The 23,692-nt window shown below is 41.6% G+C and carries 20 protein-coding genes; 12 read left to right on the plus strand and 8 right to left on the minus strand.

Annotation, left to right across the window (positions count from 1 at the left end; translation table 11 throughout):
* The first annotated feature begins 75 nt into the window (after positions 1-75).
* From QUE86_RS01060 to QUE86_RS01085, 6 genes are all read left to right on the plus strand, one after another.
* The gene (locus QUE86_RS01060; protein ID WP_130052275.1) at positions 76-1,329 is read left to right on the plus strand and encodes an efflux RND transporter periplasmic adaptor subunit; all 1,254 of its coding nucleotides are present in this window, start codon (positions 76-78) and stop codon (positions 1,327-1,329) included.
* Between the two features lie 21 nt (positions 1,330-1,350).
* Positions 1,351-2,058, plus strand: a complete 708-nt coding sequence (locus QUE86_RS01065; RefSeq protein ID WP_130051273.1) for an ABC transporter ATP-binding protein — start codon at positions 1,351-1,353, stop codon at positions 2,056-2,058.
* A gap of 2 nt (positions 2,059-2,060) precedes the next feature.
* Positions 2,061-3,374, plus strand: a complete 1,314-nt coding sequence (locus tag QUE86_RS01070) for an ABC transporter permease (RefSeq protein ID WP_286258698.1) — start codon at positions 2,061-2,063, stop codon at positions 3,372-3,374.
* 11 nt (positions 3,375-3,385) lie between these two features.
* Positions 3,386-4,591 carry an ABC transporter permease gene (locus QUE86_RS01075; RefSeq protein ID WP_130051271.1) on the plus strand — a complete coding sequence of 402 codons (1,206 nt, stop codon included), beginning with the start codon at positions 3,386-3,388 and terminating at the stop codon, positions 4,589-4,591.
* Positions 4,592-4,672: 81 nt separating this feature from the next.
* Positions 4,673-6,001: a sigma-54-dependent transcriptional regulator gene (locus tag QUE86_RS01080; RefSeq protein ID WP_286258701.1), complete on the plus strand. Its 1,329-nt coding sequence runs from the start codon at positions 4,673-4,675 to the stop codon at positions 5,999-6,001.
* Positions 6,001-7,302 carry a sensor histidine kinase gene (locus tag QUE86_RS01085; protein ID WP_286258704.1) on the plus strand — a complete coding sequence of 434 codons (1,302 nt, stop codon included), beginning with the start codon at positions 6,001-6,003 and terminating at the stop codon, positions 7,300-7,302. The genes QUE86_RS01080 and QUE86_RS01085 overlap by 1 nt, the downstream gene beginning before the upstream one ends.
* A gap of 68 nt (positions 7,303-7,370) precedes the next feature.
* Here the strand turns inward: QUE86_RS01085 and QUE86_RS01090 are convergent, their stop codons facing one another.
* Positions 7,371-7,709, minus strand: coding sequence for a Grx4 family monothiol glutaredoxin (locus QUE86_RS01090; protein ID WP_054551536.1), 339 nt, complete (start codon positions 7,707-7,709; stop codon positions 7,371-7,373).
* A gap of 264 nt (positions 7,710-7,973) precedes the next feature.
* Between QUE86_RS01090 and QUE86_RS01095 the strand changes: the two genes are divergently transcribed.
* The 5 genes from QUE86_RS01095 (at position 7,974) to QUE86_RS01115 (ending at position 14,452) form a co-directional block, all read left to right on the plus strand.
* Positions 7,974-8,555, plus strand: a complete 582-nt coding sequence (locus tag QUE86_RS01095; RefSeq protein ID WP_054551537.1) for a superoxide dismutase — start codon at positions 7,974-7,976, stop codon at positions 8,553-8,555.
* Positions 8,556-8,794: 239 nt separating this feature from the next.
* Positions 8,795-10,717, plus strand: coding sequence for a PrkA family serine protein kinase (locus tag QUE86_RS01100; protein WP_130051268.1), 1,923 nt, complete (start codon positions 8,795-8,797; stop codon positions 10,715-10,717).
* 26 nt (positions 10,718-10,743) lie between these two features.
* The gene (locus QUE86_RS01105; RefSeq protein WP_286258706.1) at positions 10,744-12,030 is read left to right on the plus strand and encodes a YeaH/YhbH family protein; all 1,287 of its coding nucleotides are present in this window, start codon (positions 10,744-10,746) and stop codon (positions 12,028-12,030) included.
* Positions 12,031-12,050: 20 nt separating this feature from the next.
* Positions 12,051-13,565, plus strand: a complete 1,515-nt coding sequence (locus QUE86_RS01110) for a SpoVR family protein (RefSeq protein ID WP_130051266.1) — start codon at positions 12,051-12,053, stop codon at positions 13,563-13,565.
* Between the two features lie 5 nt (positions 13,566-13,570).
* Positions 13,571-14,452 (plus strand): universal stress protein, encoded by an 882-nt coding sequence (locus QUE86_RS01115; protein WP_178927128.1) that lies wholly within the window; start codon positions 13,571-13,573, stop codon positions 14,450-14,452.
* A 50-nt stretch (positions 14,453-14,502) separates the two neighbouring features.
* Here the strand turns inward: QUE86_RS01115 and QUE86_RS01120 are convergent, their stop codons facing one another.
* Both QUE86_RS01120 and QUE86_RS01125 read right to left on the minus strand, forming a co-directional pair.
* Positions 14,503-15,465, minus strand: a complete 963-nt coding sequence (locus QUE86_RS01120; RefSeq protein ID WP_130051264.1) for a sensor domain-containing diguanylate cyclase — start codon at positions 15,463-15,465, stop codon at positions 14,503-14,505.
* A gap of 3 nt (positions 15,466-15,468) precedes the next feature.
* Positions 15,469-16,473, minus strand: coding sequence for a response regulator (locus QUE86_RS01125; protein WP_130051263.1), 1,005 nt, complete (start codon positions 16,471-16,473; stop codon positions 15,469-15,471).
* Between the two features lie 205 nt (positions 16,474-16,678).
* Here QUE86_RS01125 and tpx point away from each other — a divergent pair, with 205 nt between their 5' ends.
* Positions 16,679-17,260: a thiol peroxidase gene (gene tpx / locus QUE86_RS01130; RefSeq protein WP_130051262.1), complete on the plus strand. Its 582-nt coding sequence runs from the start codon at positions 16,679-16,681 to the stop codon at positions 17,258-17,260.
* A gap of 80 nt (positions 17,261-17,340) precedes the next feature.
* Here tpx and adk read toward each other — a convergent pair whose 3' ends face one another.
* The 5 genes from adk to dnaX form a co-directional block, all read right to left on the minus strand.
* Positions 17,341-17,985, minus strand: a complete 645-nt coding sequence (gene adk / locus QUE86_RS01135) for an adenylate kinase (RefSeq protein ID WP_036967590.1) — start codon at positions 17,983-17,985, stop codon at positions 17,341-17,343.
* Between the two features lie 179 nt (positions 17,986-18,164).
* Entirely contained in the window at positions 18,165-20,078 is a 1,914-nt protein-coding gene (gene htpG / locus QUE86_RS01140) for a molecular chaperone HtpG (protein WP_167657787.1), read from the minus strand.
* Between the two features lie 160 nt (positions 20,079-20,238).
* On the minus strand, positions 20,239-20,847 hold the full coding sequence (gene recR, locus QUE86_RS01145) for a recombination mediator RecR (RefSeq protein WP_063705901.1): 609 nt from the start codon (positions 20,845-20,847) through the stop codon (positions 20,239-20,241).
* A gap of 10 nt (positions 20,848-20,857) precedes the next feature.
* Positions 20,858-21,184 (minus strand): YbaB/EbfC family nucleoid-associated protein, encoded by a 327-nt coding sequence (locus QUE86_RS01150; protein ID WP_036967566.1) that lies wholly within the window; start codon positions 21,182-21,184, stop codon positions 20,858-20,860.
* Between the two features lie 59 nt (positions 21,185-21,243).
* Positions 21,244-23,691 (minus strand): DNA polymerase III subunit gamma/tau, encoded by a 2,448-nt coding sequence (gene dnaX / locus QUE86_RS01155; RefSeq protein WP_286258707.1) that lies wholly within the window; start codon positions 23,689-23,691, stop codon positions 21,244-21,246.
* Between the last annotated feature and the right edge of the window lies 1 nt (position 23,692).

Below are 23,692 nucleotides of genomic sequence, written 5' to 3' on the forward strand. Positions count from 1 at the left end.
GTTTATGGCTTCTCCGCTTACCATGATTGCCGTTGGCTTCATGATTGTATGTTTTGAGAATCGTAAGGAGTTATGATGATAAAGGATACCAGTGCCCAAGATATTACTGTGGCTAAAAAAAACACCATTAAGAAACCACTTATATTAGCAGTAGGTGTAATACTTGTTGGTGCGCTTGGCTTTCAAGCATTGTTTGCCAGTAGCGATGGCAGCATTTCGGTTGATGCAGCAAGCCTACAAATTAGTGAAGTAAGCCAAAAGACGCTTACTAGAGATGTGGCAGCGAGCGGTAAAATCGTTGCAGCTAATGCACCAAAAGTTTATAGCCCTGAACGAGGTTTTGTTGATTTAAAAGTAAAAGCCGGTGACAGCGTTGAAGTAAACGAAGTAATCGCCACCGTAACCAGCCCTGAGCTTACTAACGAATTAAAACAGCAACAATCAGTATTAGCACGATTAGAAGGTGAACTACAACGCAAGCAACTTGAAGCACGTCGACAAAAACTAAGCCTTACTAAAGCCCTTGATTTAGCACAGGTTGAACTAAATGCCGCAGACAGAGAAAACCGCCGAGCTAAACTCTCTATCGAAAAACATTTAATCAGCCAGATAGATTTAGAAAAAGCCGTTGATGACTTGGCCCGCGCCAAACTTTCCTTTAAACATGCAGAGCAAGAAGTCAGCTTAGCTAAAGATACCCTCGCATTTGAACTAAAAGCTGCAGAGCGCGATCTGACACGTCAGCAACTCATCGTTGATGACTTATTTAGGCAGGTGAATGAACTCACAATTACTGCCAGTGTAAGCGGTATTGTTGGTAACTTATTAGTGCAGCAAAAAGAAGCCGTTACACAAAGCCAACCATTAATGACTTTGGTGGATTTAAGTAACTTTGAAGCTGAACTACAAGTACCAGAAAGCTATGCCAATGAGCTAGGTCTTGGTATGCAAGTTGAACTGACTTTAGGTGCCCGTCATGTAACAGGAACCTTATCGGCTATTTCACCGGAGGTTAATAATCGCGAGGTAACTACCCGCGTACGCTTTGACAGTGAGGTTTCTGGTATTCGCCAAAACCAACGCTTAACCGCACGTATTTTATTAGAGAATCGCGATGATGTATTGCAAGTAAAACGCGGTGCATTCTTACAGCAAGGTGGCACCCAGGCTTATAAAGTTGAAGGTGACATGGCTTATTTAATCGATATAAAAACCGGTGCTAGCAGTATCAATGCTGTCGAGATAATAGAAGGCGTAGAGCCTGGCGATAAGCTAATCATCTCGAATTACGACCGCTTTAAAAAAGCATCCACACTGGTTTTACGTTAACAAATAAAAGGAAAAATCAACATGCTTACAATGAACGACATCAGCAAAGTGTATCAAACTGACATGGTACAAACTCATGCCCTTCGCGACTTCAACCTACAAGTAGATGAAGGTGAATTTATTGCAGTAACTGGCCCAAGTGGCTCGGGTAAAACCACTTTTTTAAACATCGCAGGTATGTTGGAGCCATTTAGCGAAGGCCAGTACATGTTAGATGGTATTGATGTGGGGAAACTAAATGACAACCAACGCGCTGATCTACGAAATCAAAAAATTGGTTTTATATTCCAGGGTTTTAACCTCATCCCTGACTTGAACTTATATGAAAATATTGAAGTGCCATTGCGTTATCGTGGCATTAAAGCCGCTGAGCGTAAACGCCGTATTGAGCAATGCCTTGAGCAAGTTGGTTTAGCCTCACGAGCAAAACACTTACCGCAACAACTTTCTGGTGGTCAACAACAACGTGTGGCCATTGCCAGAGCACTAGCCGGTGAGCCTCGCTTTTTACTTGCCGATGAGCCGACGGGTAATTTAGATAGCTTAATGGCACGCCAAGTAATGGAACTACTTGAGCAAATCAATCGTGACGGCGCAACCATCATCATGGTAACCCATGATCCAGAACTTGCGCGCAGAGCCCCACGCAATATCCAAGTTGTTGACGGCCAGCTAGCTGACTTCACCTTATATCAAGGTACCCAAAATCTCAAAGCGGCTGGAGTATAACCATGTTCCTTCATTATTTAGATTTAAGCTGGCGCAGCTTTAAGCGCACGCCACTTGTAAGCTTTTTAATGGTATTGGCCATTGCTATTGGTATTGGCGTAACCATGACAAGTTTATCTGTGTATCACATGATGTCGGCAGACCCTATTCCTGAAAAAAGTAGCAGCCTTTATTCTGTGCAGTTACAAACCATGGATGAAGGCCGTACTTGGTGGACAGTCGATAACATGCCACTGCAATTAACTTATCAAGATGCAGTCAACCTTAATAAAGCAAAAGCCGGTGGTAAACGCGTCACTATGGTAAGAACGGGTTTTTCGGTTTATTTAGACTCAGACAAAGTAAAACCATTTATTGGTCAAGCGCGCCTAACCACTCCTGACTTTTTCGATATGTTTAACTTATCGTTTATTTATGGTGGAGTGTGGACTGAGCAACAAGAAGCAGATGCAGCCCCTGTAGTGGTGATTAATAAAGATTTAAACGACAAGCTTTTCGCAGGTCAGAACCCCGTAGGTAAAATGGTTTATCTAGATGATGCCAGTTATGAAGTTATTGGCGTGATTGATGATTGGGATATCACCACAAAATACTATGACCTTAATAACGGCGCATTTAATAAAACCGAACAACTGTTTTTACCATTTAGCCTAATGAAAGCCCGCGAGCTTGAAAATTGGGGTAATACCAATGGTTGGAAACATGAAAAAACCAACACCTTTAACGACAAACTAAATTCAGAAATGGTGTGGTTGCAGTTTTGGGTTGAACTAAAAACACCTGCAGAAAAACAAGCTTACCAAGACTTTTTGATGGCCTATATGCAAGAGCAACAAAAGCTCGGTCGTTTTAATCGTGAAAAACTAACGGCCACCTTGCGCGATGTAAATGAGTGGATGCAATACAACAATGTTGTCAGTGAAGACAACGAAATTTTAGTCGGCCTAAGTTTTATGTTTTTAGCCGTGTGCCTTGCTAATATTTTAGGCTTATTACTGGCGAAGTTTTTACGTCGAGCTCCTGAAGTGGGTGTACGCCGCGCATTAGGCGCCAGTAAACGCCTAATCTTCTTTCAACATATCGTTGAGGTGGCAATGTTAGGCTTCTTGGGTGGCATCTTCGGTATTATTTTGGCGCAAATAGGTTTATTAGGCGTACGCCATAGCTATAGCTACTACAAAAGCTTAGCCACGATGGATTTAAGCATGCTATTAAGCGCGCCAGTGATTGCAATTACCACCTGTATTATTGCTGGCCTTTACCCTGCATGGCTAGTGTGTAAAACCAACCCTGCTATTTATCTTAAGAGCCAATAAGGAAGACACCTATGTTAGAAATTAAACCTATCTTTCACGCCTTATGCCGCTCAAAAGTTGGCGCTATTTTATTACTGATACAAATTGCCATCACCACTGCGATTGTCAGTAATGCCGCGTTTATTATTCAAGACAGGGTCAGCTACTTAAGCCAAGAAACAGGCTACCCTGAAGAAGATATTTTCGTTTTTAATGTCATGATGTTTGGCAAAGACGTGTCTCCATCTCAGCAGTACGAGCTAGATGAAACTATGCTCCGTCAAATCCCAGGTGTAGTTGATGCGGCTTACTCTAGTAATACACCGCTTTCAGGCAGTGGATCTTCGTCAGATTTTAGTTTAAAGCCTGCACCTGAAGAGAGTAAATCCGTCCGTACGTCTTACATGTTTATCGATGAGCATGGCATTAATACCTACGGTGTTAAGCTCATTGCTGGGCGTAACTACACCGAAGATGAAGTCATCGTGACCGATAACTATGATGAACTTTCAAAAGTAACTGTTGTAACTAAAGCCCTAGTTGATGAGCTATTCCCTGACGGAAATGGTTTAGGTCAAACAGTTTATTTTGGTGACATTCCAATGAAAATTATTGGTGTTATTGATCTTATGAAAGGTCCATGGCTAAAAGACAGCCGCCCAGATAACGTAGCACTGCTACCTTTTATCAAGCCAGGTACAAATGCACGTTTTGTGGTCAGAACTGAGCCAGGTCAACGTCAATCAGTTATGAATCGCGTTGAAGAGGCCATGCTTAAAAACTACAACAAACGTGTTATTTCTCGTATCCGTGGTTTAGATGATGATAAAGAACAGTACATGGCTGAAGACACATTAATGATGAGAATGCTGGTTGTACTCATTGCAATCTTAGTGTTAGTAACTGCACTGGGTATCTTCGGACTTACCTTATTTAATATCAGTAAACGTACAAAACAGATTGGTACTCGCCGCGCTTTAGGTGCAAGAAAATCAGCCATTATTAACTACTTCTTAGTTGAAAACGCCATGATATGTGTAGTTGGTTTAGTGATTGGTGTTATTGCTGCCATATATTTAGGCCAGGTGCTGATGCAGCATTTCTCAATTGCTCAACTTGATATTAGCTACGTGCTAGTAACAGCATTAGCAGTATTTATTATGAGTCTGTTGGCAGTACTTGCTCCAGCAAAACGGGCGGCGAACATCTCTCCAAGCATTGCAACTCGAACAATTTAGTTCTCCCAACCTATGCTACACTGGATTTACAGTGTAGCATTTATCTTGCACCCTTATTAGGAAAATAACTAAAACAATTATATGGAAAAAATACTTATCGTCGATGATAACCCAGCCATCTTGGATGCGTTGTCATTATTACTTGAAATTCACGATTTTGAGGTCGTTACAGCAAGCAATCCTCTTGAGGCAATTCAAGCTGTGCAATATCAACGTATTGCGCTTGTTATTCAAGACATGAACTTTACCGCCGACACAACCTCAGGCGAAGAAGGCAAAGAGCTCTTTTATGCCTTACGAGACATTAACCCTCATTTACCAATTATCTTGATTACCGCATGGACTGAGCTGTCAACAGCCGTTGAACTCGTAAAAGCGGGTGCAGCTGATTATCTACCGAAACCATGGGACGATAACAAGTTACTTACCTGTGTAAATAACCTGATAGAGCTGGGTAAAGTAAAACAACAAAACGAAACCTTTACCCGCCACCAGCAAGAACGTGATGCATCTGTGCATAACGCTAATTTAGTGGGTCTTATATATAAAAGTACCGCTATGGAGCACATTGTTAATCTTGCAATTCAAGTTGCTAAATCGGATATTTCGGTGCTTATCACAGGTCCTAACGGCAGTGGCAAAGAGCGAATTGCACAAATAATTCAGGCTAATTCATTATTAGCAGACAAACCCTTTATCACTGTTAATGCTGGCGCCCTGCCAAGCGAACTGATCGAAGCTGAGCTATTTGGTGCAGAAGCCGGTGCGTATACAGGAATTACTAAACAGCGTATTGGTCGTTTTGAAGCCGCCGATGGTGGCACCCTATTTTTAGACGAAATTGGTAACTTGCCACTCTCTGGGCAAATGAAACTATTACGCATTTTACAAACCGGCGAATTTGAACGCTTAGGTTCAACACAAACACGCAAAGTGAATGTTAGGGTAATTTCAGCAACCAATGAAGATTTAAGTCATGCAATTAAAACTGGTCAGTTTCGTGAAGATCTTTACTACCGTTTGAATGTCATTGAGTTAAATTTGCCAAGCCTTGCTGATCGCCCAGATGACATTTTAGCTTTGGTCGCACACTTTTTACCTGAGCGAGCATTCTCACTCAGCACAGAAAAAGCCCTACTTGCCCACAGCTGGCCTGGTAATGTTCGCGAACTTGAAAATGCCTGTAAACGTGCTGGGGTTTTAAAGCCCACAGGGATGATTGAGCTTGCCGATTTTGGCTTACAAGTTGAAGTAAATAGCCCCGCACAAACAAGAACAGAGCCAAACAAGCAAGAGATTGAACTTGCCATGCGCGAGTACCAAGGTGTTATTGCGAAAGTGGCTCGTCATTTTGGATTAAGTCGCCAAGCCCTTTATCGTAGACTTGATAAATTTAAGATTGATTATTAATGACAACACAGCGTTTTTCGTTTCGATATAAAATCATAACCTTATGTATTACAGCGTCTGTATTGCCGCTGATATTGGTTTGTTACTTTTCGGGCATAAGCTTGTTTTACAGCATTTTAGCTCTACTTGCATGCGTGTTGATAAGTGCTCTTTTTGCCGCCCAGTTATCTGCCCCGCTCATTGATGGAATGAACTCTCTCGAAACCGGGCTACTTAATTTTAAAGATGGCGAGCTGGCTACATTATTAGCATATGAGGGCAGTGATGAGCTTGGCGATTTATGTCGGCTTTATAACCAAACTGCAAAACAGCTTCGCCAAGAAAAACAATGGATATATCAGCGAGAGCTGATGCTCGATAAAGTTTTACAAAGCTCGCCACAAGCAGTGCTTTTGACTAACGACCAAGGTTTTATCGTTTATAGCAACCACAGTGCACGCAGCTTACTCGATGCTAAATCAGCTCTTGAAGGCGCTAAACTTGAACACTTTTTAGAATCTAGCTGTGAGCAATTAACGCGCGCGATTCACAAAGGGGTCGATGGTTTATTTACCCTTGATAAAGAAGACCAAGAATCGCAAACTTGGCATATGGCGACAGGCCGATTATTACTTAATAATCAGTTTCACCAACTGTTTGTATTTAAACAGCTCACTCGCGAGCTAAGCCGTCAAGAAGTTGAAGTGTGGAAAAAAGTCATTCGCATCATTAGTCATGAGCTGAATAACTCACTCGGCCCAATGTCATCCATGCTTCATAGCGCTCAGTTATTAACTAAAGAAGTCGACGAGCCACGCTTGAAGCGGGTCTTTACTACCATTGAGGACCGCATCAAGCATCTTAATGATTTTGTGCAAGGTTATGGCAAATTTGCCAAGTTACCAACACCGCAACTATCGACGGTTAACTGGCATACTCTTATTGAACAGCTAAAAAGCCAGTGGCAGGTTGATGTATCACTTGATGAGGGTGTAACAACTGAAGCTGATCACACACAACTAGAACAATTACTGATCAACCTATTAAAAAATGCCTATGAATCAGGTTCTAACCCTGAAGATATCAATTTAACTGTGCAACAAGAAGCAAACGGCACTCACATCACAGTGAGCGACAAAGGCAAAGGCATGAGTGAAGCTGTGATGGCTAATGCGCTTATCCCCTTCTATTCAACCAAGACAACTGGTAGTGGCCTAGGTTTAGCACTTTGCAGAGAAATAGTTGAAGCACACCACGGGCAAATTAGCCTACACAACCGCGAGCAAGGTGGCTTAAGCGTGCATGTTTTATTACCCTCATAATGCCTATAAGCAATAATATTGGTATAAAAAAAGCCGCAATCAGCGGCTTTTTACTACACTAAATTCGATTATTCAGCGTCTTTTTCTTTGTACTTTGCAGCTGTTTCAGTAATTAGTGGTTGTAATTCACCACGCTGAAACATTTCGATGATAATGTCACAACCACCGATAAGCTCGCCTTCTACCCATAATTGTGGGAATGTTGGCCAGTTTGCGTATGCAGGTAACTCTGCACGGATGTCTGGGTTAAGTAGAATGTCAACGTAAGCAAACTGCTCACCACATGCCATAAGTGCTTGTGATGCTTGTGAAGAAAAACCACAGTTAGGTAACTTTGGTGATCCCTTCATGTAAAGAAGGATTGGATTTTCAGAAATTTGCTGTTTAATTTTATCGATGGTTTCCATTTACAACCTCAAAAAAGACATTGGCTTACTACATTGGCCTTGAAAAAGTTTCACTGTGGCCTCAGATATATAACTTAAAATCGGCATTCGTAGCCACAATTTTAAATAGTCTTTAGCAATAGCATTGCTGTTTGCTAAAACTTGAGTAAAATACTCAACAATTATAGTAACACTATAATACCACTTGGTATAGGGAAGTACGCTGTTTACCTTGCTATTACCTATAACTGAGTGGACTATCAACCAAGAAGATGGAGATAAAAAATGGCATTTGAACTACCGTCACTACCATACGCAATCGATGCATTAGAGCCACATATTTCAAAAGAGACTCTAGAGTTTCACCACGGTAAACACCACAACACTTACGTTGTGAAATTAAACGGTCTGATCCCAGGCACAGAATTCGAAAACAAATCTCTAGAAGAAATCGTATGTTCTTCAGAAGGTGGCGTATTTAACAATGCTGCACAAATCTGGAACCACACTTTCTACTGGAACAGCCTATCTCCAAACGGTGGTGGCGAGCCTACTGGCGCAATCGCTGACGCGATCAATGCTAAATGGGGTTCTTTCGACGCATTCAAAGAAGCGTTAAACGATAAAGCAGTAAACAACTTTGGTTCAAGCTGGACTTGGTTAGTTAAACTAGCTGACGGCACACTTGATATCGTAAACACGTCAAATGCTGCAACTCCATTAACTGATGAAGGTGTTACACCAATCCTAACTGTGGATCTTTGGGAACACGCTTACTACATCGATTACCGTAACGTTCGTCCAGATTACCTAAAAGGTTTTTGGGCATTAGTTAACTGGGACTTCGCGAACGCTAACTTCGCTTAATCTTCTGTTACTAACAGTAATCCAAAAAAGACGCTTCGGCGTCTTTTTTATTGCCATTGCACGCCCCCTCTAAGTCGCAGCCAAGTCCTCAGCCAAAAAGCGTAATCAAGATGAGCTTTTTTCAATTAAATTCTTAATTTTCTTGCGCAAAAATTCAAAATCGTGACTAAGCTTTAATTAGCCTTTGCTTTTCTCTTAATCTAATTACACGTCATTTTAGCGGGTTTTCGGAGGTCTCTATGAGTATTTTTGAGCATTACCAATCACGATACGAAGCAGCGCAAGAAGAAGAATACAGTATTGAGGAATTTCTCGAAATCTGTAAGAAGGATAAATCAGCTTATGCCAGCGCACCTGAACGTCTATTGATGGCGATCGGTGAGCCGGAAATTATCGACACATCGACCGATGCGCGCTTAAGCAGGCTGTTTTCAAATCGCGTAGTTGCACGCTACCCTGCATTTCACGATTTTTATGGTATGGAAGATGCCATTGAACAAATCGTCTCTTACTTAAAGCATGCTGCGCAGGGCTTAGAAGAATGTAAGCAAGTGCTGTATTTACTTGGCCCAGTAGGTGGTGGTAAATCATCAATTGCTGAAAAGCTTAAATATTTAATGCAACAAGTACCAATTTACTCAATAAAAGGCTCGCCCGTCAACGACCACCCTCTAGCGTTATTTGACCCAAATGAAGACGCTGAGCTTTTAGAAAAAGAATACGGTATTAAGCCACGTTATTTAAAAACAGTGATGTCACCATGGGCTGCAAAACGCTTAAGTGAGTTTAATGGTGATATTAGCCAATTCAGAGTAGTTAAGCGCTACCCATCAATTTTAAATCAAATCGCAATTGCCAAAACAGAACCCGGCGATGAAAACAATCAAGATATTTCAGCTTTGGTAGGTAAAGTAGATATTCGCCAGCTAGAGCACTTTGCGCAAAACGACCCTGATGCATATGCATACTCTGGTGCCCTTTGCTTAGCAAACCAAGGCTTAATGGAGTTTGTGGAAATGTTTAAAGCGCCAATCAAGGTGCTACACCCACTGCTTACAGCCACTCAAGAAGGCAACTACAACGGCACAGAAGGTATTAGTGCCCTACCGTTTAATGGCATGATATTAGCTCACTCAAATGAATCTGAGTGGCAAACATTTAAGAACAACAAAAATAATGAAGCATTTTTAGACCGTGTTTACATCGTCAAAGTACCTTATTGTTTACGTGTGTCTGAAGAAGTTAAAATTTACAATAAACTACTTGAAAACAGTGAGTTACATGATGCACCATGTGCACCCGGCACATTAAAGACATTGGCGCAATTTACCACACTTTCGCGGATTAAAGAGCCAGAAAACTCAAGCATTTATTCAAAAATGCGAGTCTATGATGGCGAAAGCTTAAAAGACACCGACCCGAAAGCTAAGTCGTATCAAGAATACCGCGACTACGCCGGTGTTGATGAAGGCATGACAGGGCTATCTACCCGCTTTGCGTTTAAGATTCTATCGCGGGTATTTAACTTCGATACCACAGAAGTAGCTGCTAACCCCGTGCACTTATTCTATGTGCTGGAGCAGCAAATTGAGCGTGAGCAGTTTACTGCCGATGTTGAGGAGCGTTACTTAAGCCACTTAAAAGGTTACCTCATTCCTCAGTACGTTGAGTTTATCGGTAAAGAGTTACAAACGGCGTATTTAGAATCTTATTCTGAATACGGACAAAACATCTTCGACCGTTACGTCACTTATGCAGATTTCTGGATCCAAGATCAAGAATATCGTGACCCAGATACAGGCCAGCTATTTGACCGTGCAGCACTCAATGCAGAGCTTGAGAAGATTGAAAAACCTGCGGGTATTTCAAATCCTAAAGATTTCCGTAATGAAATTGTCAACTTTGTATTGCGTGCGCGTGCACACAACCAAGGCAAGAACCCGCTTTGGACCAGTTACGAAAAACTTCGCACTGTTATTGAGAAAAAAATGTTCTCAAACACTGAAGACCTACTGCCTGTTATTTCTTTCAATGCGAAAACCTCGGCTGAAGATCAGAAAAAACACGAAGACTTTGTCAATCGTATGGTTGAGAAAGGCTATACCCAAAAACAAGTACGTTTACTTTCTGAATGGTATTTACGCGTTAGAAAATCGCAGTAAAAAACGTTTGTTTTAAGGGGGTTGTTATGGCGCATTTTATTGACCGACGCCTGAATGGAAAAAACAAAAGTACCTTGAATCGTCAACGGTTCATCAGGCGTTATAAGAAACAGATTAAAGAAGCGGTATCTGATGCCATTAATAAGCGTAGCGTAACCGATACTACCAGCGGCGAGAGTATTTCTATTCCGCAACGTGATATCAGTGAACCTATTTTTCATCAAGGACGTGGCGGTGACCGCGAACAAATCCACCCAGGTAATGATCAATTCTCTACGGGCGATAAAATCAAGCGGCCGCAAGGGGGTGGTCAAGGTGGAGGCAGTGGCGAAGGTGAAGCCAGTGACTCGGGTGAAGGACAAGATGACTTTGTATTCTCCATTTCAAAGGATGAATACTTAGACTTACTGTTCGAAGATCTTGAACTGCCTAACCTACAACAAAATCAGCTAGATAAACTCGTACAAATGAAAACCCATCGTGCAGGTTTTTGTAATGATGGCATGCCAAGCAATATTGATATAGTGCGCTCATTACAAGGCTCACTTGCTCGCAGAGTAGCAATGACCGCAGGCAAAAAGCGCCACCTTGCTGAGCTTGAAGGTCAGTTAGCGTTGCTAAAAGCAGAGGAAAAACCAGACAAAGCTGCCATTGCGTTACTCGAACGTCAAATTGAGGAACTACAAAGTCGCATTAACGCAGTGCCATTTATTGATAATTATGACCTACGTTTTCGTAATTATGAAAAACAGCCACATCCTACAAGCAAAGCAGTGATGTTTTGCTTAATGGATGTCTCAGGTTCGATGGACCAAGCTACTAAAGATATGGCAAAACGCTTTTATATTTTGCTTTATCAATTTCTAACCCGCAGCTACAAAAATATAGAAGTCGTCTATATTCGCCATCATACCCAAGCGAAAGAAGTAGATGAGCAAGAGTTTTTCTATTCTCAGGAAACGGGTGGCACAATTGTATCGAGCGCATTAAAGCTAATGAACGAAATTATCGCTGATCGCTACAACCCAGAAGAGTGGAACATTTATGCAGCACAAGCCTCTGATGGCGACAACTGGGCAGACGACTCACCGAACTGTGGCGAAATTTTACGTAATAAACTACTAAAGGCGGTGCGCTATTACGCCTACATCGAAATTACAGCCCGTGCCCATCAAAGCTTGTGGCGAGAGTATCAGTCGATAGCGCAAACCCACGACAATTTTGCAATGCAACATATCCGGGGCGTTGAGGACATTTACCCTATTTTCCGTGAATTATTTAAAAAGAATCGTCAGCAGCAAGGCGCCGCATAGCCTTGCGAGTGAGGTAAAGTATGGCCGATAAACGTATTAGTGACGGTCCTGATTGGACCTTTGATTTATTAGCAGAGTATCAAACTGAGATTGAGCGGGTTGCGAAAATTTATAAACTCGATACCTACCCAAATCAAATTGAGGTGATCACCGCAGAACAAATGATGGATGCCTATTCCAGTGTAGGGATGCCGATTGGCTACAGCCACTGGTCGTATGGTAAAAAATTCATTCAAACAGAACAGAACTATAAACGAGGACAAATGGGCCTCGCTTATGAAATTGTTATTAACTCAGACCCTTGTATTGCTTATTTAATGGAAGAAAATACCCTACCAATGCAAGCTTTGGTAATGGCTCATGCTTGCTATGGCCACAACTCGTTTTTTAAAGGTAATTACTTATTTAAAACCTGGACCGATGCCAGCTCAATTATCGATTACTTGTTATTTGCAAAAAATTACATAGCTAAATGCGAGGAAAAATACGGCATTACCGAGGTCGAAAACTTGATTGATTCATGTCATGCCCTTATGAATTATGGTGTAGACCGTTACAAGCGTCCGCAACGAATTTCACTGTATGAAGAACAAAAGCGCCAACAAGAACGTGAAGATTACCTACAATCACAAGTGAATGAACTTTGGCGTACTATTCCAACCTCACAGCAAGAGTCTAAAAAGCGTGAGCGCCGCTTTCCTGATGAGCCACAAGAAAACATTTTGTACTTCATCGAGAAAAATGCCCCGCTGCTTGAGTCATGGCAACGGGAAGTCATCCGTATTGTTCGTAAGATTTCTCAATATTTTTATCCACAAAAACAAACTCAAGTTATGAATGAGGGCTGGGCAACATTTTGGCATTACACCATTTTGAACCACCTTTACGATGAAGGAAAACTCACAGATGCCTTTATGCTCGAGTTTTTACAAAGCCATACAAATGTAGTGTATCAACCACCATACAACAGTAACTATTATTCAGGTATAAACCCTTATGCCCTTGGCTTTAACATGATGGTTGATATCCGCAGAATGTGTGAAAACCCAACTGATGAAGATAAAAAGTGGTTCCCTGAATATGCAGGCAGCGATTGGTTAGAGACGCTGCATTTCGCAATGCAAAACTTTAAAGACGAGAGCTTTATAAGCCAGTTTTTATCGCCGAAAATAATTCGTGATTTTAAATTATTTACCATTATTGACCATGAAAAAGAACCGACTCTTAATGTGGGGGCAATTCATGATGAGCTAGGTTATCAACAAGTTCGTGAAACGCTTTCGGCTCAATATAACTTAAGTAATCTCGAGCCAAATATTCAAGTCTATAACGTTGATATCAGAGGAGATCGTTCATTAACTCTGCGCTATGTCCCCCATAACAATATTCCCTTAGCTAAATCAAAAGATGAAGTGCTAAAACACCTTTACAGGCTATGGGGCTTTAAGGTAAAACTGGAACAAGAAACCTCAACAGGTGAAGTTTCATTACTGGGTGAATGCCCAAGCAGTGATACCCGACACACAACAGAGTAGCCAAAATGAATAAAAAAATACTGGTGATCATCGACTCAATAGCCGATGCTAAAACGTCTATTTTACATGCAAAGCAAAAAGCCAAAGGCGTTAAGCATATTGATCTTGTTGCTTTTAGTTATGAAGATACCAATAACATTTTATTCTCTATTCCACCAGATGAAGCGCTTGCGATACAAGACAAAGAACTCGCTAAAGTCCGTGCAGCGCTTAGCCCTCTGATCAGTGAGCATCTAGATGACGGCAGTTATACATTGCAAAACCTGTGGCATGAAAGCCCAGTACAGTGGCTTGCAAATGAGCTTGATACGTCAAACTATGATATGGTGATTAAAACCCGTCACATTGACGAAGAAACGCAATTTAGCGAACTAGATTGGCAGCTTATCCGTTTCAGCCCACTCCCCCTTTACCTAGCCGCCGATAACAAATGGCGTAACAATACCAATGTACTCGCGGCTCTTGATTTAGGCAGCGAAAAAGCCACTAAATACTGTTTAAACGAGGCAATTATTAAAGCAGGTTTGGCCTATGCTAAAGACTACGACAGCGAATTTTATGCGTGTTATACCGTGCACGTGTCACCATTTTTACGTGATTTAGGCATTGTATTTTCAGATGAACAAGTGACAAATGCTTTTGAAAAACTCCCCGTCGCGCAGCGTACCTTAATTGAAGCGCACGACTTAAAAGAAAAACTAAAAATCAAAGCTGGTGTGGTTGAACAAGTGATTCCAAGCGTTGCAGCAAAATTAAATGCTGATTTAGTGATTATGGGCTCGGTTGGTAATACAGGTATTAAAGGTCATTTAATTGGTAATACTGCTGAAAAGGTCATGAAGCTACTTAAAACAGATATTCTCGTTTTACCGCCACTTGGCATTTAATCGGCAAAATCTTAAGAAAATTAGTATAAAAAAGGGGCTTTTGCCCCTTTTTATAAATCTGTATAAGCAGTAACCATGTTACGGCCATTTTCTTTAGAGTGATACAAGGCTTTATCTGCCGCTTCAACCCACTTTTCGTAGCGATCAAACTTTTCGTCAAAGCAGGCAAAACCAATACTGACCGTCAGTTGAATTTGTTTGCCATCAAAGTATATTGATGAGTTCTCAATCAGTGTTCTTAATCGCTCAGCAAAAATATGCGCACCTTCATGATCAGTATCTAGCAAGGTTACCGCAAACTCTTCACCACCATAGCGGCCAGCTAAATCGGTTTCACGCAAAGTCTTACGCAGAAGGTCAGCAATATGACGCAACGCCTCATCACCTCCGCGATGACCATGCTCATCATTAACCTTTTTAAAATGATCAATATCAAACATCAACAAACTGCTACACCCGCCACTGCGAACAATACGCATATACTCTTTACGTAATTTTTCTTCCCAATAACCACGGTTGGTCAGTTTAGTCAGCGCATCTGTTCGACTCATTTGTTCAAGCTTACTGTTGGCTTCTTCTAGCTCTTTTTTGTTTACAGCTTCATCCGTTACATCATAAATAATGATACAGATATGCGACACTTCACCTGTGGTCGTTGTCAGCGGAATAAAGGTAGCATTTTGATACATATGATCCGCTTTACCGGTAATTGGGCGGTAGTTTTTGAAACGGAAAATATATGGCTGCTGCTCCCAAATAGTAAATGAACGATTATTTAGTATGAACACAGACTCTGATTTACTGCGAAACCACTTTTCATCAATTGATGGAAATAAATCAAACAGATCTTTATCTTTCACCGCGCTTGGTAGCAAGCCTGAATGGTTTTCCATAAAACCATTCCAGATGCATACTTTGTAGTCTCTATCGAGCACTACTAGGCCTACATCAACGGTATTAAACATATCCATTAACCAATGGAGTTCATTCATATTAAAATCGGCTGCAGGCATAGTTTAGTCTTCTAATAAATAAGCTACTTTGTACTTAAGGGTTTTAAGTGAGTCCTCAGTGAACAGCAACATCAAATCACAATTAATATTGTGATTTTCGATGCCATAGCTGATCTCAATCGCCAGTGTTCGTTGCCAGCGAGATTTATTGGCTTTTACTAAATCGGTGACATCACAATGCTGCCCTAGCACCACAGGATGACCTTGGCTAAAACGCATATCTAGCTGTTTAGAAAGCCCTGATAAAATCGCACCGATCAGAATGTTGCTCACATCCATTAACAGCTCAAGCTCGACATTATCGTTTAGCTCACCTTCGTAATTCATCAATGACGCGATTTCTTTAAAACTTGAATCGTTTAAAAGTAGTAATGCTTCGCCAGATACTCCACCGCCGATAAAACCTTGGCATACACCCGATGTAGTTGCATTAGCATCAATAGAGCGCAGAGCCATATCAAGCTCATTTACTTCTAATACATTTACATTAGGGATAGGCAGCTTTACGAATACATTAAGAAGACGCGCTAATAAGTCCCCTGCTTGCCCCATAGCGACGTTAGTGAGCTCTTGATAGATATCACGCACATCAGGGTCAACTTGCTCACCTAGCTTATTAGCAAGGCGCTCACGCATGGCTTTATCTTTAATACCATGGTGTTCGATGATATTAGCGAGCTTTTCCGCAGAGCAAGGTTTTTGAATAAAGTCGATGGCACCTAACTCTAGCACTCGTTGATGCGCATTAGGTTGAATATCACCAGACACAACCACGGTGAGAACATGAAGGTCCTGTTCTTGAATGGCTTGAAGCACTTCATAGCCATCCATTTCAGGCATGTTTAAATCGAGAAATAGAATTTCTGGCTGAATTTTTTTAATCTGCTCAATACAGTGCACACCATTTTCAGCGAACTCAACTTTAATATCCCAATCATCGGGTAAAGAGCGCGCTAATTGTCGACGTGCTAACTTTGAATCATCACAAACTAATACCGATGTTGACATACCTTCTCTCTAAATACGCACTTTTAACTAGATACTAACTAGTGCCAGTAACTTTATTATTATTTTTCTATATAAAAAATCGGTTCACGAACACATGTTAATCAAACTATTGGTTATTTACAATTTTAAATTGTACTAATCCTTTGAGCCACTCTATGAGTATAATACACTGATGTTAAATGCGTTAATTTGAAGGAATCTTATTATGTTACGTCCGCTAATATTTGCACTAGGTGCTGTATGCACGTTTAGTTATGCTGGTGATTTATCAGAAAATAGTTTAGATGCAGGTAAGGTTTCTGCCCAATCTAAGCCGGTCACTTTACTAGGTCAAGGTGTTGAAGTTGGTCAAAAAGCGCCTAATTTTAAAGTAGTAGATGGCAGCTTTACACCTGTCACACTAGATAACTACCAAGGTCAAGCAGTGCTTTTAAGCGTAGTGCCAAGTTTAGATACGGGTGTGTGTAGTATTCAAACCAAACACTTTAATGAAAAAGTAGCTACTGAGTACCCAAGTGTTGCTATGCTTACCTTAAGCGCAGATTTACCGTTTGCACAAAAGCGTTTTTGTAAAGCCGAAAATATCGACAAAGTGGTGACTTTGTCTGACTCAGTGTGGCGTGACTTTGGTAAGAACTACGGTTTGATTATCAAAGATATGGGCTTATTAACCCGTGCGGTGTTTGTGTTAGATAAAGAACATAACATCGTTTATAAGCAGCTAGTTGATAATTTATCAAAAGAGCCTGATTACGACGGTGCCATTGCGGCATTAAAGAAACTGTAAAGCGCAATTTTACTTGCAGTGAGACAGACACAAAAAAACCGCCCAGAGGCGGTTTTTTATTTGTGATTCTAAAAGGTAAATTAACCTAGTAGCTCACCAAGTTGTTGGCTAACAGCTTCAACAGCTTGAGTACCGTCTAATTTGTGGTACTGAGTGTTGCCTGCTTTTGCTTCAGCTTGGTAGTAATCAACTAATGGTTTAGTTTGGTCGTGGTAAATACCTAAACGCTTACGTACTGTTTCTTCAGTGTCGTCATCACGAATGATTAGATCTTCACCTGTGATGTCATCTTTGCCATCAACTTTAGGTGGATTATAAACAACGTGATAAACACGACCAGAACCAGGGTGTACGCGACGGCCGCCCATACGCTCAACGATGATTTCGTCAGCAACGTCAAATTCGATAACGTGATCAACTACCACGCCATTCTCTTTCATTGCATCTGCTTGAGGAATAGTACGAGGGAAACCATCTAGTAAGAAACCTTTTTCGCAATCTGGCTTAGCGATGCGCTCTTTAACTAGACCGATAATAATTTCGTCAGATACTAATTGACCTGCATCCATTACTTTTTTAGCTTCAAGACCAAGTGGTGTACCTTCTTTGATTGCTGCACGCAGCATATCGCCCGTAGAAATTTGTGGAATACCGTATTTGTCCATCAAAAACTGAGCTTGAGTACCTTTACCTGCACCCGGCGCGCCCAAAAGAATAATGCGCATATCATTGTCCTCTGTGTGATACTAATCTTAAAAATGGTCGATCAGTGGAGTTTTGTTTTTAGAGCCTGAATTCTTCCACAACTAAGGCTATACCTCAAGTAACTTATACCAATTGCCTATATTAGCGGCAATAAAAAAGGGAGCCTTGCTCCCTTTTCCAACTCATTATGCTAAAACGCTTATTTGCTTAAATCTAGCATAAGTTTATTCAAACGAGTTACAAAGCCTGCAGGGTCTTTTAAAGTTCCGCGCTCAGCGAGTAAAGCTTGATCTAGAAGTACTTGTGACCACTGGGCAAACTTGTCTTCATCTTGTTCAACATTTAAGTGTTTAACAAGCTGATGCTCTGGGTTAAGCTCAAAAATTGGCTTTTGCTCAGGCACAGTTTGACCAACTGATTCCATTAACTTTTGCATTTGTGAGCTCATATCATGCTCATCAGCAACAACACATGCAGGAGAGTCCGTTAGACGATGCGTAAAGCGTACGTCTTTAACGTTATCACCTAGTGCTGTTTTAATACGCTCAACTAGGCCAGCAACTTCTTTTTCTGACTCTTCTTGCGCTTTTTTCGTTTCTTCGTCATCCATGTTGCCTAAATCTAAGTCACCACGGGTAATTGACTGGAATGACTTTTCGTTGAACTCTGTTAAGTAGCTCATCATCCACTCATCAACACGGTCACTTAGTAACAATACTTCGATGCCCTTCTTACGGAAGATCTCTAAGTGTGGTGAGTTTTTCGCTGCAGCGAATGAATCAGCAACGACATAGTAAATCTTATCTTGCTCTGGCTTCATACGCTCAATGTATTGTTCAAGCGATACATTTTGTGTGCTTTCGTCAGTATGTGTAGAAGCGAAACGCAGTAGCTTAGCAATGGCTTCTTTATTTGCCATATCTTCCGCTGGGCCTTCTTTTAACACCTGACCAAATTCGTTCCAGAAAGATTGATAATCTTCTTCGCGGTTTTTCGCCATGCGCTCGAGCATTTTAAGTACGCGCGATGTACAACCTTTACGGATTGCCTGTGTTACTTTGTTGTCTTGCAAGATTTCACGCGACACGTTAAGTGGTAAGTCGTTTGAATCAAGTAAACCTTTCACAAAACGGAGGTAGCTTGGCATGAACTGCTCTGCGTCATCCATAATGAAAACGCGTTGCACATACAGTTTTAAACCTGATTGACGCTCACGGTTCCATAAATCGAAAGGTGCTTTTTTCGGGATGTATAACAGGCTAGTGTATTCTGTTTTACCTTCAACCTTGTTATGTGCCCAGCTTAGTGGCTCTTCCCAATCATGACCGATATGCTTATAAAACTCTTTGTACTCTTCGTCTGTTACTTCTGACTTATCACGAGTCCATAGTGCTGTCGCGCGGTTAATACCTTCCCACTCGCCTGGCTGTGCTGGAATCTTCTCGCCATCAGGACCTTCAGATTCAGGTACTTCTGCTTTATACATTTCAACAGGAATCGAAATATGATCAGAGTATTTAGTTACGATACTACGTAAACGGAACTCATCAGCAAACTCTGTTTCGTCTTCACGAAGGTGAAGAATAATTTCGGTACCGCGTGATGGTTTATCAATCTCTTGTAATGTGTACTCACCTTCACCTGCAGATTGCCATTCAATACCTTGGCTTTCACCTGCTTTACGAGTACGCACTGTTACTTTATCAGCAACGATAAATGCTGAGTAAAAACCAACACCAAATTGACCAATCAATTGTGAATCTTTGCTTTGGTCGCCTGTTAGGTTTTGGAAAAACTCTGCAGTGCCAGATTTTGCAATGGTACCTAGTGAATTAATCACATCTTCACGGCTCATACCAATACCGTTATCAGTAATGGTGACCGTGTTTGCTTCTTTATCGGCACTGATACGTACTTTTAGTTCCGCATCATTTTCATATAAATCGCCATTAGAAAGCGCAAGGAAACGTAATTTATCTGCCGCATCTGAGGCGTTTGATACAAGCTCACGTAGGAAAATCTCTTTATTAGAGTAAAGAGAATGAATCATCAGGTTTAATAGTTGTTTGACTTCTGTTTGAAAGCCTAATGTTTCTTTTTGTGCTGCAGTCATTGTGTAAATCTCCAATTAACAAAGTGTCTAATCTGCACTATGACTCTTTATATGGGGTAGGCTTTTGGAACTTCAAGGCAAAAAATTAAATTCGCGGGTAAATTAGGGGTTAAACACAAAAAAGCCTGCTTAAAGCAGGCTTTTGATACCATTTTCGGTATTAGTTTTGGTTTACGGCGCGTCGTCCGCTAAATGCGTGCATAAGCGTCATACCATCGAGTAAATCGAGCTCACCACCAACAGGGACACCATGAGCTATCCGAGATGCACTCACCTGATACTTATGACAAAGCTCTGCAATATAGTGGGCTGTGGTTTCACCTTCAACACTTGGATTGGTTGCTAGGATCACCTCATTAATGCCACCTTGTTGCAACTTGCTTTCAAGAATATCAAGGCCAATTTCTTTTGGTCCTATGCCATCAATTGGCGACAAATGACCCATTAAAACAAAGTAAAGGCCTTGGTACTGACCAGTTTGCTCAATAGCAAGTACATCGGTTGGTGATTCAACCACACACAATAAACCACTATCTTGGCGTTTAACACTAGAACAAATATCACACACAGCTTGCTCTGTAAAAGTACGACAAGATTGACAATGCCCTACTTCATCCATTGCTTTAGTTAATGCATGGCCAAGTTGTTTACCACCTTGACGGTCACGCTCAAGCAAATGAAAAGCAATGCGCTGTGCCGACTTAGGGCCTATGCCTGGCTGGCATCGTAGCGCTTCAATTAGCTGTGTTAAACTAGGAGATAGTTGCATACAAAATCACTTAGAATGGCATTTTCATACCTGGTGGTAATTGCATACCGCCAGTTACTTTACTCATGCGCTCTTGCGTTTCTTCAGCAACACGACGTACAGCATCGTTACACGCTGCCGCTAGTAAATCTTCGATCATGTCTTTGTCGTCTTCCATTAGGCTTTCATCTAATTCAACACGACGTACATTGTGGTTACCAAGCATAGTTACTTTAACTAGGCCTGCACCTGCTTCACCTACTACTTCAAGGTTTGCGATTTCTTCTTGGGCTTTTTGCATGCGCTCTTGCATTTGCTGCGCTTGCTTCATCATGTTACCCATTCCACCTTTAAACATAACTGTCTCTCTTTCTAAACTACTTTAATTGGCATGAAGATAAGGGCTATTGTAACGAATTACAATGCCTGAATACTGTTTTCATCGATTATAGCGCTAAATAACTGTTGAAATTGCACTATGTTTTCGTCGCTATTTATTACATCAATAGCCTGTTGATGACGTCCTGCATCGATTTTTTGCTGAATCAAATACGGTGAGTCAATTACGCCATCAGCAAACTCGATACTAAGCTCTACATTATGGCCGTAAATTTCACTTAATGCAGCATTGAGCTTTTGCCTTAGTACTGCGCTGTCTAAATGGCGCTGTGACGAGTCAACCTTAATGTGCAGTTGGTTATTCTGCTTGGTAAAAATTGAATGCAGTGCAAATTGGCGCATCCGTCCGCCGAGCCCCATGCGCTTTATTAAATACGCCCATTCATCTTGTTCGTGTGCAAATTTAATACTGCTGATCGGACTTTCAAAATCATCAGGGACCGGAATACTGGCTTCTTCTACTACTGGCTCTGGCACTTTTTGCGGGTTGATCTGCTCAAGCAGCTCAGGCGCTAAGTTTTCAGTAATTGTTTGATGCTTTTCTCTAAAGTCGACTTTTTTTACTTTATTACTGCTCTCCCCCGTTTGCTGGGGGATGGGCTTTTTTACTTCAGCAGCCATTGCTTGCTGCTGAGGCTGAATATTGGTCGTGGCTGTGCTTTGTTGCGCTGGCGGCTCTGCTTTGGGCTTCGCTTCAGGTTGTTGTTCTGCTTTAGCATTCGTTTGCGTTGCAGCACCACTTAAACGCCCAGCACCTGAGATATTGCGGTCTTGTAAAATACGAGCAATGGCCGACTGCGCCTGACTTTGCTGCTGTTGTAATTGCACTGGTGCAGTTTGCTGTTGCTGAGGTGCTTCATTTGCAGTAAAGCCCTGATCATAGGCGCTATTCATCACATCATCGTATTGCGCAGCAAGTGATGAGTCCATTTGTGCATCATGATCAATCATGTAATCTTGCGAAGAATACTCCTGTGGAGAGTATTCAGCTGCAGGTACTTGCTCTGAGTAGCTTTGCTCTTGCTGTTGTGGCGCTGGTTCAACTTCAGCGGTCATTGCAGTTTCAAGAGATTGCTGAGGCTGTTGTTCAACACCAGACTGTACTACCGCTGTTGCTTCAACTTGCTGGTCAGGCTCTTGGCTATGCACTGTTTCTGCTTTAGCTGCTTGAACAGGTTCAGCTTCAATAGGCTCAGCTTGAATTTGCTGAGGCTCTGAAGGAACAGCAGTTGTCTGTGCAGAGCTTTGTGCTAAAAGTGCTTGCTCTGACGCTGCTTGTTCACGTTGCGCCGTTGATTTTTTCAAAATATCACGCAGTGCACCGGCACCACTTGGCTTAACCTGCTGCTGGGTATTCGTTGGTGTTTGGCTTTGTGCAAATTGCGTAGGTTGGAATGCCAACAAACGCAACATAATCATTTCAAAACCTAGTTTAGCATCGGGTGCCCACTGCAAATCTTTTTTACCATTTAATAGCAATTGGTAGTAAACCTGCATCTGCTGTGCATCAGTGGTTTGCGCTACTTGCTCAATAAAATCACGGTTAGTATCATCAAGTGCCGCTGCACTAGGCACGAGTTGCACAAGCTGAATAAGGTGCGTCAGGGCGATTAAATCGTCGAGCAAGGCTACAAAGTTAGGGTTTCGACTTACGACCGCTTTTACTTCTTGAAGTAGTGCATCGCCATCTTGGCACATTAGCGCCGCTAACATGGTTTGGCTATATTGAGTATCCATCAAGCCAAGCATGGTTTGTACTGCCTGATGATTTATACTGCCGTTGGTTTGCGCAATTGCTTGGTCTGTAAGGCTCAGTGCATCACGCATACTACCATCAGCGGCCTTAGCTAAAATAGACAATGATTTATCATCAAAATTTAGCTGTTCTTGATTAAGAACATGGGCAAGCTGATCATGAATTTCTGATTGCGACAAAGCATTAAGATTAAACTGTAGGCAACGCGATAAAATCGTCACGGGCAGTTTTTGCGGATCAGTTGTCGCTAATAAAAATTTCACATGCTCTGGAGGCTCTTCCAATGTTTTTAGTAATGCATTGAAACTATGCTTTGACAGCATGTGAACTTCATCGATTAGGTATACCTTGTAACGACCACGTGTTGGTGCGTACTGAACGTTATCAAGGATTTCGCGGGTATCTTCTACTTTGGTACGCGATGCCGCATCGATTTCTAATAAATCAATATAACGACCTGCTTCAATGTCAGTACAACTTGAACATTGGCCACATGGCTCTGCAGAGATACCCTTATCGCAGTTGAGGCTTTTTGCGAATATACGTGCGATGGTTGTTTTACCCACCCCACGGGTTCCAGTAAAGAGATAAGCATGATGGAGTCTATTTTGTGTTAATGCATTCACTAATGCTTGTTTAACATGAGACTGCCCCACTAACTCGTGAAAGGTTTGTGGTCGCCATTTCCTTGCTAGAACCTGATAACTCATT

This window comes from Pseudoalteromonas apostichopi (assembly GCF_030297135.1).
Lineage (GTDB): Bacteria > Pseudomonadota > Gammaproteobacteria > Enterobacterales > Alteromonadaceae > Pseudoalteromonas > Pseudoalteromonas apostichopi.